This window comes from Providencia sp. PROV_01 (genome assembly GCF_053098325.1).
In genome coordinates this window covers 1,252,035-1,269,350 of the sequence record NZ_JBRFKD010000002.1, presented here as the reverse complement: position 1 = coordinate 1,269,350, position 17,316 = coordinate 1,252,035, and the positions used below count along the sequence as shown (strand labels likewise).

The window sequence follows — 17,316 nt, the reverse complement described above, 5'->3', positions numbered from 1 at the left end:
CTCAATCATAAAGAATAAGTGATGCTCATTAATCTAATAACCTGTGTATATAGACTAGCGAAAAGATTGAGTTTTTGTTGCCGTTTTTCCACCGAAATCATTAATAGCGGACCAAGTTACTGATGTAGGTTCTGAATTGTTTATTTGAGTCAACTCCCAAGTTTTTTCAGCAAAAGGAGCAATCATACCCGGTTGTTCAATATCATTTTTATTCACAGTTAAAGTTTGTAGTGAGATATAAAATGGGGTTGGATTTTTTGCTAGCAGATTTCCATCTTGGTAAGTAAAAATAAGGTGTTGATAAGCCGTAGCTGCATCTTTTTGTAATAAATTAGAAGGGCGATAAAATAATTTAATTCGACTATTAACTGAAATTAATAATTGATTCTGAGCATTAGGATCAGAGGCTGGAATAGATTTAATATTTAGCCAATATACACTTTCACGGTCGCTAGGTAAGTTCTTTACTTTCACAATTCGCAATGAATTAGATGCATCCGCATTTAATCGAAATAAAGGAGGAGTGATAATAAAAGGTAAATTTGATTTTTCATTTCCTTCTGCGAATGATATGTTATCGGGCTCTAGCCATGACTGAATCAAATAAGGTACCTTATCGGGATTCGAGATTGAAATAGAGACTTCTTTTCTATTTTCTTCATATACAAGACGTGTACCAGCAATCAAAATACCTGCATTGCACGAAACCGTGAAGAAAAAAAATAGTGCCGAGCAAATAATATGAAATTTAAATTTATTAAATATATTCATTAGCATGATTCCTTAGAGGATCTAAGCTTATCCTAAATTAGGATAAGCTTAGATAATTATCGATTACTCGTATGAAATATCGATAGTCACATCAGCATTTGCTGCGCCACCACCCACTGTAGCATCAGTTGTCATATAACTAGCATAGACCGTGACATCACCACTTGAACTTGTCAAAGGAACAGTGAGAGATTGTGTATTTGGTTCGATGAAGTCTGTTGTATTGCTAGTTTTATAAAGACCAATACCAACGTTTGAGGCTGTATCGCTCCCTGATTGAATAGCAAATAACTTACTGTTTACGGTATCAGCTTGTCCATTAAAGCGAATATTAGCCTGTGTCATATCTGGGCAGCTTGATAATGTGAATGTTATCGGTTTTAAATCTGTTGTAGCACCAACGTTATTGGCAAAATTTTCTGTAGCCCAAGTTCCCAGTGGAACTGATACGGCAGCAGTGCTATTAGTATTGCTGCCATTAATATTTATTACGCATGGGGTTTCTGTAAACGCCCCTCTAAATTGAATTGTTCCATCAATTGCTAAAGCGCTACCAGCACTGGTAGCTAAAATAGCTATCAGTGCAATTTTTTTTGCAGATATCATTTTGTAATACTTCCTATGGTAATATTTAAAAATATTTTTTCATATCTATATGTAAAATAAAAATTACTTTCTACGTCACTTGATATAGATAAAAATTAAAAATGAACTTTTTTATTAAATTCACTTTTAATGTTTTATTTTCTGAATTATTTCTTACTTGAGATAACATCTTATTAATCAATTAATTCGATTACAATTATAACGTGTTATTTTAGCCAGGCACAAACTTGTAAATATGAGTTTATCAATAAAAAGAGCAATTGTTAAACTCAATGATTGGTTGAGAGAATCAGGCCTTGAATATACTCAATTAGAGCAATTAATTTCCTTCCGTCACACATTTAGCCATTTCCATTTAGATATTATCCCTGTAAAAGTTAACATTCAGGCATTTAATTCTGCCATGGATGAAGGCAAAGGACTCTGGTATAACTTACACTTAGGCGCAACTATCGGCCTTGCAGCCCCAGTTGAAAGTTTACTAAAACAGCTCGCCTTACTACCTGATATTTGAGGAAAAATTAATGAGTAGAACCATTTTTTGTACATTTTTACAACGTGATGCAGATGGGCAAGATTTTCAGCTTTACCCAGGTGAGTTAGGAAAACGTATTTTTAACGAGATTTCAAAAGAAGCATGGAGTCAATGGATGGCAAAACAAACTATGCTTATTAATGAAAAGAAACTCAATACCATGAACCCTGACGACCGTAAAATGTTAGAACAAGAAATGATTAATTTCTTGTTTGAAGGCCATGATATCCATATTGATGGCTATACACCTGAAAAATAATCTGTTTGTCTACCTACTAAGTAGGTAGACTTTTGCCCCAAGACTGTGAATCGTATGAAAAAACTATTTGCGCTGAGTTTGTTAATTCCCTTAATTGTTTCTTGTTCTAGCAAGCAAAAATCTGACTTTAACCCTAATTATGTCAAAGATACCAATGGGTTCGATATTTTAATGGGCCAATTTGCCCACAATATTGAAAATATCTGGGGCATTAAAGAAGTGTTAATTGCAGGCCCAAAAGACTACGTTAAATATACCGATGAATACCGAACTCGTAGCCATATTAATTTTGATGCGGGAACCATCACGGTTGAGACAATTTCAGCAATAGAACCTTCACAGCACCTAAAGAAAGCTATTGTCACCACCTTATTAATGGGAGATGACCCTAATTCCATTGACCTCTATTCTGATATTAATGATATTCCTCATAGCAAAGAACCCTTTTTATTTGGCCAAGTGCTAGATAACACAGGAGAAGCTATTCGTTGGGAATGGCGAGCCACAAAGTTTGCTGATTATCTGATAGAAAATAAAATGCAGCGCCGGCAGTCTGGTATGAATATTGTTTGGTCCGTAACTATGCAACTAGTACCAAACCATTTAGATAAACGGGCTCATAAATATTTACCTTATATTAAAAAATCTTCAGCCAAATATGGTGTTGATGAATCATTAATCCTAGCTATCATGCAAATTGAATCGAGTTTCAACCCTTATGCGGTTAGCCGTTCTGATGCACTTGGTTTAATGCAGATAATGCCAAATACAGCAGGGAAAGATGTTTTCCGCTCACAAGGGAAATCCGGTGTTCCTAGCCGTAGCTATTTATTTGACCCAGAGAAAAATATTGATACAGGCACTGCTTACTTAGCTATATTGCAAAACAGCTACTTAGGCGATATTCGTAACCAGACCTCACGCCGCTATGCGGTCATCACTGCCTATAATGGCGGAGCTGGTAGCGTATTACGTGTCTTCCACAGTGATAAAAAACAAGCAGCACAACGTATTAATAATTTAGAGCCTGGAGAAGTGTATGAAACTTTATCCACTAAACACCCAGCGGCTGAGTCACGTAATTATCTTATCAAAGTGAACAAAGCACAGAAAAATTATCTCCGCTAAAATTTTTCCAATATTGCATGCCAGCCAAAATTGGTTTTTAGGCTGGCATTTGTTATTAACCTTAATAATTTTATGTATATTCGATTAAAAACTGGCTAACATGTTGAAAAAAAGCGCATACAGTCAAAAGTTTATTGAAAGCGCCTTGACTCAACCAATGAAATCAGGTTTAATACGCTCCGTTGCCCGGATAGCTCAGTCGGTAGAGCAGGGGATTGAAAATCCCCGTGTCCTTGGTTCGATTCCGAGTCCGGGCACCACTAATTCTCAACAGACGTCAAATGACGTCTGTTTTTGTTTGTAACGCCCGCTAAAATTAACACTCCGCCAAAGTTTCACCTCAACTGAATTCTATTCGACTCTACCCACATCAACCCTACTGTGCAGGTACAATTGCGGGTATACACTAGTTCGATAGAATCTTGTACCCTCTTTATCTGGCACTATTGCAAAATTTAAGTAATAGGTATGCTAAATTAATTATTTTGTTACTGAGAATTGTTTGGTGAATGCATTTAAAGCTCGTCATTTCACAGGTATTATCATCCTTTGAGCTATGCATTGGTACTGCAAATACGGTATCAGTTATCAAGAACGCTTGGAAATGTTGGCTGATGGTGGTGTAAATTTAGTTCACACGACAATCTATCGCTGGATTCAACGTTATGCGCCAAAAATAGAAAAGCGGTTATGTTGGTATAGGTGTAGTCCCTCCGACCTCAACAATTGGCATTTAAACGGAACTTATATCAAAGTGAATGGGAAATGGACGTACCTTTACCGAGCTGTCGATAGCCGAGTGCACAGCATTGAATTTTACCTCTCACCACATCGTAATACCAAAGCTGCCTATCGGTTTTTAAGAAAAATATTCAATCGAGTTAGAAATGGCAAATCCTCAGGGTTATCAATACAGATAAAACCTCACCTTATAGTCGAGCTCTTAACCCTCTAAAAAAAGAAGGAAAATGCCCTACACATGTAGAGCAACGGCAAATCAAATTTCACAATAATGTCATTGAATGCGATCATGGAAAATTGAAGCGCGTGATAAATCCCACCTTAGAATTTAAATCAATTAAAACGGCACATGCGACTATTAAAGGTATTGAGGTAATGCATGCACTTCGCAAGGGTTAAGCTGAACATTTGTTACTATGCTCAACCGCTAAGCGAAATGCACCTAGTGAATCGACTCTTTGGTATGTAGCCCATTTCGAGTTGAAAAACTCAATCTCACCACTTTATTTGCAACAGTGCCCTTAATTGGGATTCTGTTATTATTTTAATGGGTCACCTATTATTGAAAAACAATTTCAATATAAATAATCTTCATTATCAGGTAATATTTATTTAGCTACCTTACGACCCACATTTATTAAAATGAAGTGTAGCCTACAAATTCGCGAATACTTCATAAAACGAGGTTAAATGGAATGTGTACGAGTTTATCAATAACAGATAGCCAAAATAATATTTACCAAGGGCGAACATTAGAATTAACGGAAGACCTGCCCTCTTGGATAACATATTATCCTGCGAATACTTTTTTTCAGAAAAAAGCCCCTAACGGGGAAAATGGTATTAATTATACATCTAAATTCGATATTCTTGCGATAACGACCGAAGTTTATTTTGATGGAGATAACCATAATATATTCCAAGGGTTAAATAGTGCAGGATTAACGTTTAGTGCAAATATGATTTCTGAAGCAGAGCTTACGCCAATTAATCCGGAAAACTATTATTTATCATTGCCTGTTACCGCATTAGGCGAATGGGCTTTATCCCTTTTTAGTCATGTTGATGACGTTAAAAAAGCGGTTGAAAATGGTTACTTTTGGTCCCCTATTCTTGTTAACTTTAGGAATTTAACATCACCATTCCACTATGCTTTTTATGATAAACACGGTGGTAGCATTATTGTTGAAGCCGTAAATGGCAAATTACAGGTTTTTGATAACCCTACTCGTGTCATGACTAATGGGCCTGATTTTCAATGGCATTTAAAAAACCTGAATAATTATACTCAGTTATCAAACCTAGATATATCAACAAGTTTACTGGGTAATATTCGAGTTACTCAACCTGATAGTGGTATTGCAACATCAAATCTACCTTCGTCTGATACATCTGTTGGGCGTTTCATTCGAGCGGTTTTTTATAGTACTTATGCGCCAAAAGTTGACAATGCAAAAGACGCTATGATTACACTCGCTCACATTATGAATAATTTTGACCGTACTAAAAATATGACTGTTGATAATATGGGGGAAGGAGAAGGCACTCAAAATAGTTTACTTTCTGAATATACTGTTTGGAGCTGCTTATCTGATTTATCTAATGGTGTAATATATATTAGAGGTTATGGCGAAATGAATTATAACCAATATTCAATTAGCCAATTTAGTAGTGCAGGAAAACCTGTATTTCAACAACTGGATATTTATTAATTTATAATCGCAGAAGATAAATACTAGGTTATCTTCTGCTATCTCATAAACCTATTTTATCGTAGCGTCTTCATATTTTGGTAAAGCCCTTTCAATTTCACCTAATGCAAAGGCTAAATCCACAGCAGCAATAACTGAACCCGTATAAGAATCAATATGAGCAAGCTCGGCTGTTAATAATGCAATTTCTGCGGCATTAATTTCAGTCACTGTTCCTAAACCATTTTTATAAAAATCAACACTGGCGGTATAACTTAATTGAGTTGTTTCGACTAGGTTTTTCGCCGCTTTATTGGCCTCAACCGCTGATTTTAGTGCATTCTCAGTTAAACTCATCTCTCGAATCGCCATTTCTTGGCTTTTCCGCAAATTCTCTTGGGCAATAAGAATATCCGACTGAGCATTCTTCATACGTGCTTGCCTTATTCCCCCTTCATAAAGCGGAATACTGATACCTATCAAAATATTTGAAGATGAAGAACTTTGGTTGATACCCGGTAGTCCTTGCACATCTAAACGGCTGTTTCCCCCCGCGACTGCCCCCGCTAAATAGACTTTAGGGAAATAGTCGGATTCCACAGATTGAGTCGTTTTCATCGCTGCCAGTGTAAGTTCATAGTTAGCAAGCACATCAGGGCGCTGGGCTAACGCATTTCTGATCCGTTCATGGGTCAACGGTGCGATATTATCAGGCAAAACATCGTTATCATTATATTGAATATTAATTGTTTTCAGTGGAGATATACCGATGGTAGAGAGTAATAATTGGTATTGATCTCTTTCTTTCCCTTTAGCTAATACGTTCTGAAACTCTAATTGTGAAACTTGCTGCTTCGCTAATGCAACATCCAGTACGGTTGCTAGCCCACGCGCTTTTTTTTGCTCTACGGCATACAATAAACGCTGGCTTCGCTCCAAAGCTTCATAAGTTATTTTTGTTTTTTTCTGTGCTGCACCATAAGCATAATAAGCAATGGTTACATCATGAATAATTTTTTGGTGAAGTAAATTAAAGTTAAGGTCAGAAGCTAAAGATGCATGTTTGGCTGCATCAGTTAATGCTCCTCGCTGACCAAAATCAAACAATAGCCATTGAAACGTTATCGCAGGGATAAAAACATGGTTAGAAACATCAATTTTATCGACTAAATCATTATGTGGTAACTTCAATGTTCCACGTTGATAGCCACTTAATGCTGTTGCAGTTATAACGGGTAAATAGGTACTTTCAACCATTCCCACATTGGTTGCGGCTTTTTTAGCAAGCTCCCAAGCAATACGTGTTTCAGGATTATTTTTTTGTGCAACATCGATAAGGCTTGCTAGGTCATATTGATCTTTAAATACTTCGTTATGTTCAGCATATAAATTCTCTTCAGGGGAAGAGATATATGTGTCAGTTTCATATTGTAAAGGCTGCGGCGCTTTATCCATAAATGAACGGCTCGTATCGACACAACCGACAAGAAAAATGCTGAATATCGAGATGAGTAAATATCGTTTTTTGTCGTATCTCATTGATTGGGTCATTGTCATTACTTCTCGCTCACTAGTTCTTTAATGACTTGCTCTTTTTCTTGAGCCGATAAAGTTGAAGGTATCGTATTTAAGACATCATATTTCAAATCACTGGCAGATTTTAAATTTGTATTCGAATCAAAATGATCTTTATGATTAAAAGGAATAAATTCAGACGAATAATTTTGGTAACTATCTACTGAAACCTTGGTTAAGAATTGGTTTAAGAAATGAGTTAAAGCCCCCCCTTTATCTTTAAAGTGGGTTTCGAACATCAATAAATTAATATCATCTTTTGTTTTAATAACGCCCTCATTGATTGCAGCAACCAAACTGAGAGCCTCGACATTGTTATCATAAGATTTTAATTTAAGTGCCGCATAACTATCTAGAATATTTCTAATTTGAGAGTTAACTGTAGTCATGATAGAGACCGGCCACACTTTAGTGAACATAATGTACATGACAACATTACCTAATAGGATACCGAGGATCCTATCGGAAGCAACATCCAGATCATAGCTCGGTTTAAAACCATGAAGAACGGTTAATAAAAATGCCAGCCCAACTTGGACTCCTGCATAGGATATACGCTCATTACCCGCAGCCACCCATGCAGCAGGCAAGATACAGAAAAAGATGAGTATCATTAGGCTAAAAATATCGGATAAATGAGGGATAATATACACAATCGAAATAACCCCGATTAATGCACCAATTAAACACCCTATAATACGCAGCGTTAGCTTATGTACTGTTTCACCAACAGAAGTCAATGCAACAACGTAGCAAGTGATCATCGCTGTGTGGATCCCCTGCCATTCAAAATAGTCATAAAAAACATAGCATATTAGTGCAGCACAGGTTGTTTTGATGGCGAAATATTTATGGTTTGGATTTGTAAAAGCGTCTTTAACAAAAAAGGGATTTTTAGCTTTAGGGTCACTCCCCACTTTCTTCTTAAATAGAATATCTTGAAAATCAGCCAGTATTTTCTGGTTTTCAAGGTAACTATTTTTTTCGCTTTTTAGCGTTTCCAATTGTTCAATTTGGTTTTTTTCCAAACACTGCGCAATAAATTGACATTTTTCCGCAAGTAATAGACGAATTTCAGCAGAAGTATCATCGGGTAAATTTAAGGACATGATCAGTATTTCATACGAATTATCAACCATGCTATCTAGCCACTGGATTTCCCTTTTTCCTTTTAGAAAAAAGAGTTTGATGAGCATTAGGTTCCGTTTACATTCAGCCTGCGTACTTAAAGCTTCACTAATTTGAATTGAATACGGCATTTTCCCTAAAAAAAATTGGTTTGCAGCCAAAAAACGCTCAGCTAGCTTATTCATTAATAATTTTTTAGGGCTAATCCCAAAAAAGTAATTAAAGATAACCACCAATAACATGGGGGATACCGCCATTAATAGTGCGTATAAAAGCCCTCTTGTTGCGGCATCGCCAAAATGAACATCATCAATCAATGTCATTAGAAATGCAATTACAAGGGCAATTAAGTTACCGACATCACCAAGGCTGCTCGCTGAAGACAAATACATAAATAACCCTGAGAAAAGGGCCATAAAGAAAAAGCGCAACATCACATTTTGAATCGTAAAGTTAAACAATATAAAGATTACACAAACCGCTATACTGCATAGCACTATGACACCAATACATAACAGAATATTTTCAATCGCATTGGCTTTAACAAGGTAGATAATTAAATAGCAGCTAATCGCCGATTCTGGAATTTCGTATAACATCGCAATGCCAGCCATTAATGCGCACAGTAAAGCAATCCGCCATGTTGTCGCGAAACGAAAATTAAATGGCAACAAATCTTGTTTTATTTGTTGAAGAACCAGTAAAGCTTTAGCAGTCATCATCTTGGGATACAATATTAACAGTGGCAGTCGCACCAACACGCATCAGATTTTTCGGTGGATTTTCTAAAATTACTCTCACAGGAAAACGTTGTTCAACACGCACCCAATTTAAAGACTTGGGGACATAAGGTAAGTCTCGAGGTATATTCAACAGATCAGTAGACATTACTCCCCAACCTGCACCTTGTACTCGGCCTTTAATAGGTTGTTTGTTATTAATCATTGAATAAACAACTGCACAGCTGCCCATTTGGATGTTATCTAACTCTGTTTCTTTAAAGTATGCGGACACAAACCATGTCTCTGTATCAATTAAGGTAAAAACAGATTGCCCTGAAAGGACAAACTCACCCGCTGATATCGTTAGTCCAACAATATACCCATCACTCGGTGCCTTAATTTCCGTGTTACCCAATTCCCACTCAGCCATGGCGAGTGATATTTTTAATGACTCAACAAGTGCTTCTTCAGATTTGGTGTTATTAATTAATGCTTCTGATGCCACATTTTGTTTTTGAGCTTGTTTTAAGCTGACTTCTGCATCACGTTTTAAGGTTCGGGCGTCATCCACTTGTTGGGCGGTAACAAAACCTTTCGCCAACAATGGCTCTAAACGTTTTAAAGACTGGGTTGCCAGTGCAAGGTTAACTTGTGCACGTTTTATTTGCTCTTCAGCCACTTCAGAATTTGATGTTTCAGCGACAATCACTCTCTTCTTGTTGCTTAACGCCGCTTCTGCAACAAGTAACTCGGCTTTAGCTTGGTTCACTCGTAGAGCATACATAGTCGGGTCAATGGTAAATAATCGATCGCCTTTTTTGACTTCCTGATTTTCTTTAACATAAAACTGGCTTATCCGTCCCGGAACGACAGAAGAAATGTTAATTTTATTGGCCTCAATCACGGCCTCTTCACTTAGTGGATTCAGAATCGATGATTGCAGGCTTTTCCATAGTAATAGTAATAAAGCCGCAAATATGCCGATTGTGAGAATGACGGCTATCTTTTTTTTATTTTTTATATTCATAATTTAATGAGAAAAATAAAGTAAGGATATGGTAATAGAGATTGTCAACAAGACACCAAAGTAAAACATCAGAGGAAAAGGTAACTTATCATCAATTTCTAAATAAACGAGAACAACACGCAATAATATAGCGCCAACCAATCCAATTAAGACACATAGCATCCAATAAGGGAAATAAGCGCCTAACATTGGGAATAATGGGGAATGTCCTTGGTTGCATCCCATTAACAATAAGGATAGCAGGCTAACGCTGATAATATGGCGATATTTTCTAATTAAGCTCAAGATAACTCACCTATCATATTATGATTAATTAACTTATTAATTAATCACTACTATAACTCTTTTTAAATAATAATCGAATGATAAATCGAAAGTTTATTAAACCTATAAAATGAAATGAAATAAAAAAATGAATTAAAGATACATAAACCAGCCACTAAATGCCGAGAACCCTCCCAAGAGGGCAATTGAGGGTTACTTCAAAAGCTATTTTTGCTTTATACCTACCGGTAAAAATGACTAAACAAAACGCCCTGTATCGCAACTAGCTTATGCGGATAACACTGAAAGTTAGTAACAGCTTATCATTTGTTTATCCGCTTATTTAAAATACCAATTAACCCGTTATTTGCCTCTCACCTTGCGTATCAACCAATAAGCGCTGGTTAATATACTCAATCGCCTCATCTATAGTCATGATTTTATTCACAACATTAGTAATTCCTTGCCCAATAATGACTTCAGCTTGGCGCAAATTAAACAACTTACCGTTTGGAATTGAAGATTCACGGATACCTCGATTTATTTCTTGATAAGCCAGTGGCATCCATGGATAGCGATAGCAAACCTCTTGATTATGGCTGAAATCTTGATGATTACTGTTTCCACCCAACAAAATGAGGTGATCCATTACTATTGGTGAATAAAGCCAACGATAAAATTGTTCTGCATAATGTGTTTTTTGGCTATAGCGAGATACCCCTAATGCCCCACCCCCCAATTGAGGGACTCCCCCTGGTACAGGGGCAAAACCAATTTTAGGGAAAATATTACTGTGAGCAACATCGTTAAATAGGTTCATATAAGCAATCAGCATAGCAAGTTTCCCTTGCTCAAATTGTTCTACTGATTCGCTCCACCATTTATTATGAATATTTTCTGTAATAGAAACCTGGTGGAGGTATTCATCTAATACCTGACCTGCTAATGGCATTTCTAATCTAGGAATATTACCATTACTTATTAACTTTCCTCCTGCCGCGTAATACCTTAATAAGTACTCAGTGGCAATTAACCCCGCACTGCCTAACGTCGTTGATGCACCGATAGGCCGTAAAAACTCACCTTCTTCATGTAGCTCTGTAAAAAATTGGGTTACCTGATCGTATTCATCAAAAGAAGTCGGTACTGTTAGTTCTTGTCCTGTTTTCTCGTAATACATTCTTTTTAAAATAGGATCTTCAAAGAGATCTTTACGATAAAATAACATTTGTGCACTGGCATCAAATGGCATTGCATAAGCAGTATCATTCACCAAACTAAATTTTTGCTGTGTTGGTAAGGAAAAGTTACTTAATAAATCAGTCACCCCATTCCCGACTTTATCTAACGGTTGCAAGATGCGTTCCGCAAACCAAGGAAAGCAGGCCATATCGATACGTAGTAAATCATAATAAGGATGTAAATGGAGCTGCCCTAAAATTTGGTAAACTTCATCATAAGGATAAACTGCTAAATTAACCTTAATTCCTGTTTGTCGATAAAAATGTGGCAGTAGCTTTTTAAGTGCGTTTGTTGAAGGGCTGGGTAAAATGAGTAAATTTAAGGTTGGATCGGATTTATTGTCAGTAATTATTGCCGATGTTGCCGTATAAAGGTTACCACTTTGATTACGAACGTAGACAGTATTCTTCCCCACCGTTTTCTTTGCGTGATCTTCTCTCATCAGTTCATCGACCACTTCCAACCCTAATTGTGCATAGTTCATTGGGAAACAATGTAACCCTTTTAGTATCGGAGGAATGTTACCACTTAAAGCAAAAATTGCAGGGCAATCACCTTCACTACCAAAAAAACTAGCTTGGGTTAAAAAACTAGCTTTTTCAATGTCTTCAGCAACAAATAAATCGGGTATTTGCTCCTCAGAGAAAAAATCAAAAGCTGCCTTATAAGATTCATCATTAGAAGCACGAATAATAATAAATTTTTTATTCGGGGCCTGCTGTTTAAGGTTATTTTGTAACTCACTGACAAAGGTGGCGTGCTCTAAATCACCATGATCATCGCTAAAAATACCCACTAGCTGGCTTCGACTTGTCGCAATTTGTTGGCAAATGGCATCAGCTGCCTGAGAGTAATCCAATGTGAAAAAATGGTAAGCGTTTACAGGCTGACGATAAATAAAAATAATTTGAGAAGCGGCTAATTTTAAGGTGTCAAAATAGATAGCGGCATCCTGCAAACAACTGACTGCTACGACTTGCTTATAGCCACCAGCGGCAATTTTTTGTAATGCATCGAGTTCTGTCGTCTCCAGATCATCCGTCAAGAATAGATCATAAGTTATCTCTGGATACTGAGCCATAGATTGCCTAAATGAATTAAAAAATATTGCATACTTATCAGACACCAATTGCGGTAAAAGTATTGCTATCTTTTGGCTCTTATTGGTTCTCAATAATTGAGCTTGTGTATTTAACTGGTACCCCATTTGCTTGGCGGCTTTATAGACTGCTTCAATTTTCTCAACACTCACATTCCCCCGCTTATTCAGAACATTAGAAACGGTTCCATGAGAAACACCTGCTAATTTTGCGATATCCTTGATTGTTGCCATTTGTCTTTTTCACCTTGATTATTGCTGCCAATAGCATACCTGAATTATTCATCGCGACTACCGATAATTGATTTGAACGTTCCACTCTCAATTAGTTTATAAAACAAACGAATAAAATAAAGATTACTTTTCTTGCCTTTCTTTTGCAGGGCAATATTAAACAACAATAAAATCAATGATATAAAAAATAATCTTTGAATGAGATCACTGATCTAAATAACATTTATTGGCAATAACAACCCCCAGCATTACTATTGGAACGTTCAAATTGATTTATTTTTTGTTTGAACACCAACACCAGGGATCAAAAATTCCAAAATAAAACTATAAAATACAGGTAATTATTATGAAACTTCACTTTTTAGGCACCGCGGCTTCTGAAGGCATACCAAATCCTTTCTGCCGCTGTGAGCACTGCCAAAAAGCAAGAGAGCTTGGAGGAAAAGATATTAGAACCCATTCTTCCGCCATTGTGGATGATCTTATGTTGATCGATGTTTCCCCGACATTTAGCTATCAGTTAATGCGTGACGGAATGGATGCAACTAAGTTTGAAAGCTTACTATTTACCCATACTCATCCTGACCATTTTAATGTCGGCGATTTATTCAGCCGCATGGAAGGTTATGGTTTTGAAATTCACCATCCATTACATATTTTTGGTAATGACCGAGCAATTAATGGCTGCCTTGACGTTCTACCCGGCTACAGTAAAGAGCGTTTCGATTTCCACTGTTTAATCCCTTTTGTCACCGTCGAAAGGAACGGTTATAAAATTACGCCATTACTTGCAAACCATGCTAAATGGGAACTTTGCTATGTCTATCATATTGAAAAGAATGGAAAAACAATTTTTTATGGACATGATTCAGGTTGGTTCCCTGAATTAACCTGGAAATGGTTAGAAAATAAACAACTTGATATTGTCGTATTTGAATGCACTTACGGGCTCAATGGGAAAAATCGTACAGATAATCACATGAGCCTAGAAACCGTCTTTGCAGCTAAAGAAAAACTGCAGCAACAAGGCTGCCTGCATTCAGAAACTCAAATTGCTGTTTCACATATTTCCCATAGTGGCAAATTACTTCATGATGAATTAGAAGCGGTTTGTGCACCTTATAATATCCGTGTTGCTTATGACGGATTAACGCTAGAAGCATATTAAGAGGAAAACTAATCATGGATATGAAAATAACCTCTCGCTTACTGATCATGATGTTTGTGCAATATTTCATGCAAGGCGCATGGAATATGACAATGGGACTTGTGTTAAGTACTTATGGGATGGCAAACATCATTGGTAATGCTTACGCTTTATTAGGTGTAGCAACCATTATTTCCCCTTTATTCATTGGTATGGTTGCTGACCGTTTCTTTGCTTCACAAAAAGTAATGGGAACACTGCATTTAATTAATGCAGCCGTTATTCTATGTGTTCCTCAATTTATTGAGGCACAAAATAGCGGCATGACCCTGTTTATGATTTTTATTATTGGTCTACTATTTTATCCAACAACTGCGCTTTCTAATAGCATCAGCTTCTCTCATATTAATGGTGTGAAATATTTCCCTATTATTCGTGTATTTGGCACATTCGGTTTTATGGCTATCGGATTTATATTAGGGGAAATGGGCTTCTCAGGTAGTACTATGACTTGGTATATCGCATCCGCTGTTGCTGTATTACTAGGTTTCTACTGCTTTACTTTGCCAAATACACCACCAAAAGCGAAAGGTAAACCTTTCTCCGCTAGAGATATTCTATGTTTAGATGCACTTTCATTATTTAAAGACCGTTATTTCGCTATCTTAATGTTTAGTATCTTTGTATTAATGATACCGAAAACAGCTTACTCCGCTTATATCCCTGTATTTATTAAAACACTTGGATTCGATAATGCAGCATCTATCATGCAAATTGGTATTGCATGTGAAGTCCTATTTATGTTTGTGCTGTCATTCTTCTTAATGAAATTCGGTTTCAAAATCACCTTACTTCTTGGCGCAGTAAGTTGGATTATTCGTTCAATGTTATTTTCCTATGCTGCAGTAGATTCCGGTTTCTACTTCATTATTTTCGGATTGATGCTTCAAGGATTATGCTGGGACTTCTTCTTTACAGCAGGTGATATCTACGTTGACCGTAAAGCAAAACCTGAGATCAGAGCGCAAGCTCAGGGTTTACGCTTTATTGTTTCAAATGGCTTTGGCTTATTATTTGCTTCAACAATTTGTGGTGAAATCTTTAATTCAACTGTCACAGAGACAGGTAGCGCAGCATTACCACAATGGGGAACATTCTGGCATTACCCAGCTATCGTCGCCGCTGTTGTCACCGTTTTCTTTATCTTCTTCTTTAAAGACGATGTGTCTAAAAAGAAAAATGGGGAAAATGAAAAACCAGCAAATCGCGTTACAGCACAATAATAATTAAGGAAAGGGTAAGGTCACGTCAGGAGCAAGCCATGGATTTATTTATACAGTTTGTTGGCACCATTGGCCCTTTATCACTATCAAGTATTGCTAAACTACTAGCCGCCTTCGTTTTAGGCGGCTTAATTGGCTTAGAACGTGAATCAAAGGGAAAACCTGTTGGTTTTAAAACTTGTGTCATTATCGCCGTTGCCAGCTGTTTATTAACCATCGTTTCTATTCAGTCAGCGGAATATTACGCCAATATCTCTGACAATATACGTAGCGACCCAATGAGATTAGCTGCACAAATAATTAGCGGAGTGGGCTTTCTAGGCGCTGGGGTTATATTGCATCGTCGTGATGATGCCATTTCAGGTCTAACAACTGCAGCCATTGTTTGGGCTTCAGCCGGTGTTGGAATTGCCTGTGGTTCAGGGTTCTACTGGCATGCTATCATCGTTACAATCCTTTTTTTCTTAGCAATACAACTCAGTCCTCAAGTTGCTTTATTTCAGATGAGAAACCAAAAACTAGGAAAAATTAAAGTTCGAATGCTATTTACTCATGAAAAAGGTGTTCCTTTGCTTATTGAGTACCTAAAAAGCCACAAAGACTTAATTGAGAATCTCACCATCAGAGATATCAAGAAAGAGCGTGTCGAGGTAAATTTAAAGCTATTAGTACGCCAAAAAATCACTTTACCTGAATTTTACTGCTCCTTAAAACAGTTGGAGTATGTCCACTCTGTTTCTTTAGATCACTAATTCTTTCTTTTTCAAAGTGATATATTTTCGCTAAATAAAATGTGAATTATTTTAATAACCTGTTTATTTTAGCAGGTTATTTATCTATAAATTCCCCATCGACACTATAAGTGCCGTAAATCCTCTGGAATATTCTTTTTTAAAATGCGCCAAAAGTCCTCTGCAGTTTTATTTAGCCTTGTATCCATACGGTAGATATAAGCTTGGATAGGTATCGTTAATTCAGGCGTATCTAGACAAACGAGTTTCTTTTCTTTCAATTCATTCACTACAGAATAAATAGGCAACCATGCTATGCCATGACCATCCAAAGCCATATTTTTTAATAACTCACTCATTGATGACATAAAAAGTGTTTTCGAATTGATCGTACCAAATTCACTTAACCGACGATTAACTAACCTTCCCATATATGAAGCACTTGTGTAATTCAACAACGGCACTTGAGGTTGATAGATGTCAAATAGCGGCTTACCATGCTCATCTGTGGCACAAATTGGGTATAATTCAGATTCAAATACATTCAATGAGGAAAATGGAGATTGCATGAGATCTTCATCATAAAATGAGATAATAAAGTCACTCTTCCCTTCTCTCAATGCGTTGACAACTTGTACGACATCAATGGCTTCAACATGGTAAACAAACTCCTCACCGTAACCGGACAGCCCATGGACTAATTTAGGTAGTAATGTTAATGACAACGAATGAGCGGCAGCAATTTTAATATTTGGTAGACTCAATACATTATGGCCGGATAATTCATTTAAGTTACATTCCAGTTGTTGTAGTAAACTACGTGCTTGGGAATGGAAAATTTTGCCCTCTTCAGATAACTGTAAAGGGGAAGTCGTTCTATCAAATAATTCAACACCAATAGCTTCCTCTAACGCTTTAATACGACGGCTAAACGCGGGCTGAGAAATATTTCGTTGTTCTGCGGCATGAGAAAAATGTCGGCACGACTCTAGTGTTAAAAAATCATATAGCCATTTTGTTTCTATATTCTTCATCTTATTAAGCCTTAAATTGACTTGCTGTTAAAATATAAGAAATTAAAAGTATTTTTATTGATATTTTAAGTTAATGATTAGTTAAGCAACCAAACAAAA

Annotated in this window: 14 protein-coding genes, 1 tRNA gene and 2 pseudogenes; 9 read left to right on the top strand and 8 right to left on the bottom strand. The window is 36.7% G+C overall.

Annotated elements, in window-relative coordinates; genetic code table 11:
* Window positions 1–54: 54 nt before the first annotated feature.
* Window positions 55–771 (bottom strand): fimbrial biogenesis chaperone, encoded by a 717-nt coding sequence (locus ACU696_RS06380; RefSeq protein ID WP_146234734.1) that lies wholly within the window; start codon window positions 769–771, stop codon window positions 55–57.
* A 63-nt stretch (window positions 772–834) separates the two neighbouring features.
* On the bottom strand, window positions 835–1,377 hold the full coding sequence (locus ACU696_RS06375) for a fimbrial protein (protein ID WP_110592922.1): 543 nt from the start codon (window positions 1,375–1,377) through the stop codon (window positions 835–837).
* A 265-nt stretch (window positions 1,378–1,642) separates the two neighbouring features.
* Here ACU696_RS06375 and ACU696_RS06370 point away from each other — a divergent pair.
* The 6 genes and pseudogenes from ACU696_RS06370 to ACU696_RS06345 all read left to right on the top strand — a co-directional run.
* Window positions 1,643–1,891: pseudogene (locus tag ACU696_RS06370) on the top strand (A/G-specific adenine glycosylase); the annotation flags it as partial.
* A 10-nt stretch (window positions 1,892–1,901) separates the two neighbouring features.
* Complete coding sequence (locus ACU696_RS06365) at window positions 1,902–2,171, top strand: oxidative damage protection protein (RefSeq protein ID WP_004914180.1); 270 nt, start codon at window positions 1,902–1,904, stop codon at window positions 2,169–2,171.
* Window positions 2,172–2,225: 54 nt separating this feature from the next.
* Window positions 2,226–3,299 carry a membrane-bound lytic murein transglycosylase MltC gene (gene mltC / locus ACU696_RS06360; RefSeq protein ID WP_109911957.1) on the top strand — a complete coding sequence of 358 codons (1,074 nt, stop codon included), beginning with the start codon at window positions 2,226–2,228 and terminating at the stop codon, window positions 3,297–3,299.
* 184 nt (window positions 3,300–3,483) lie between these two features.
* Window positions 3,484–3,559: transfer RNA gene (locus ACU696_RS06355), tRNA-Phe, on the top strand.
* Between the two features lie 296 nt (window positions 3,560–3,855).
* A pseudogene (locus ACU696_RS06350) lies at window positions 3,856–4,509 on the top strand (IS6 family transposase).
* A 226-nt stretch (window positions 4,510–4,735) separates the two neighbouring features.
* Window positions 4,736–5,752: a linear amide C-N hydrolase gene (locus tag ACU696_RS06345; RefSeq protein ID WP_004905208.1), complete on the top strand. Its 1,017-nt coding sequence runs from the start codon at window positions 4,736–4,738 to the stop codon at window positions 5,750–5,752.
* A gap of 51 nt (window positions 5,753–5,803) precedes the next feature.
* Here ACU696_RS06345 and ACU696_RS06340 read toward each other — a convergent pair whose 3' ends face one another.
* The 5 genes from ACU696_RS06340 to ACU696_RS06320 form a co-directional block, all read right to left on the bottom strand.
* On the bottom strand, window positions 5,804–7,288 hold the full coding sequence (locus ACU696_RS06340; protein ID WP_004905211.1) for a TolC family protein: 1,485 nt from the start codon (window positions 7,286–7,288) through the stop codon (window positions 5,804–5,806).
* On the bottom strand, window positions 7,288–9,156 hold the full coding sequence (locus tag ACU696_RS06335; RefSeq protein WP_209102215.1) for an FUSC family protein: 1,869 nt from the start codon (window positions 9,154–9,156) through the stop codon (window positions 7,288–7,290). The genes ACU696_RS06340 and ACU696_RS06335 overlap by 1 nt, the downstream gene beginning before the upstream one ends.
* A complete protein-coding gene (mdtN, locus tag ACU696_RS06330; protein ID WP_109911955.1) occupies window positions 9,143–10,183 on the bottom strand; it encodes a multidrug transporter subunit MdtN in 1,041 nt (346 codons plus the stop codon). The genes ACU696_RS06335 and mdtN overlap by 14 nt, the downstream gene beginning before the upstream one ends.
* A 3-nt stretch (window positions 10,184–10,186) precedes the next feature.
* Window positions 10,187–10,468 (bottom strand): YtcA family lipoprotein, encoded by a 282-nt coding sequence (locus tag ACU696_RS06325; protein ID WP_004905217.1) that lies wholly within the window; start codon window positions 10,466–10,468, stop codon window positions 10,187–10,189.
* Between the two features lie 334 nt (window positions 10,469–10,802).
* Window positions 10,803–13,022: an extracellular solute-binding protein gene (locus ACU696_RS06320; RefSeq protein ID WP_004905219.1), complete on the bottom strand. Its 2,220-nt coding sequence runs from the start codon at window positions 13,020–13,022 to the stop codon at window positions 10,803–10,805.
* A 346-nt stretch (window positions 13,023–13,368) separates the two neighbouring features.
* On the opposite strand from ACU696_RS06320, the gene ACU696_RS06315 reads away from it, so the two are divergent.
* The 3 genes from ACU696_RS06315 to ACU696_RS06305 are packed head-to-tail and all read left to right on the top strand — an operon-like array spanning window position 13,369 to window position 16,204.
* Window positions 13,369–14,190 carry an MBL fold metallo-hydrolase gene (locus tag ACU696_RS06315; protein WP_004914200.1) on the top strand — a complete coding sequence of 274 codons (822 nt, stop codon included), beginning with the start codon at window positions 13,369–13,371 and terminating at the stop codon, window positions 14,188–14,190.
* 14 nt (window positions 14,191–14,204) lie between these two features.
* The gene (locus ACU696_RS06310) at window positions 14,205–15,452 is read left to right on the top strand and encodes an MFS transporter (protein WP_004914203.1); all 1,248 of its coding nucleotides are present in this window, start codon (window positions 14,205–14,207) and stop codon (window positions 15,450–15,452) included.
* Window positions 15,453–15,490: 38 nt separating this feature from the next.
* Window positions 15,491–16,204, top strand: a complete 714-nt coding sequence (locus ACU696_RS06305; protein ID WP_109911952.1) for an MgtC/SapB family protein — start codon at window positions 15,491–15,493, stop codon at window positions 16,202–16,204.
* Between the two features lie 104 nt (window positions 16,205–16,308).
* On the opposite strand, the gene hypT is transcribed toward ACU696_RS06305, so the two are convergent.
* Window positions 16,309–17,217 carry a hypochlorite stress DNA-binding transcriptional regulator HypT gene (gene hypT / locus ACU696_RS06300; protein ID WP_209102217.1) on the bottom strand — a complete coding sequence of 303 codons (909 nt, stop codon included), beginning with the start codon at window positions 17,215–17,217 and terminating at the stop codon, window positions 16,309–16,311.
* Window positions 17,218–17,316 lie beyond the last annotated feature (99 nt).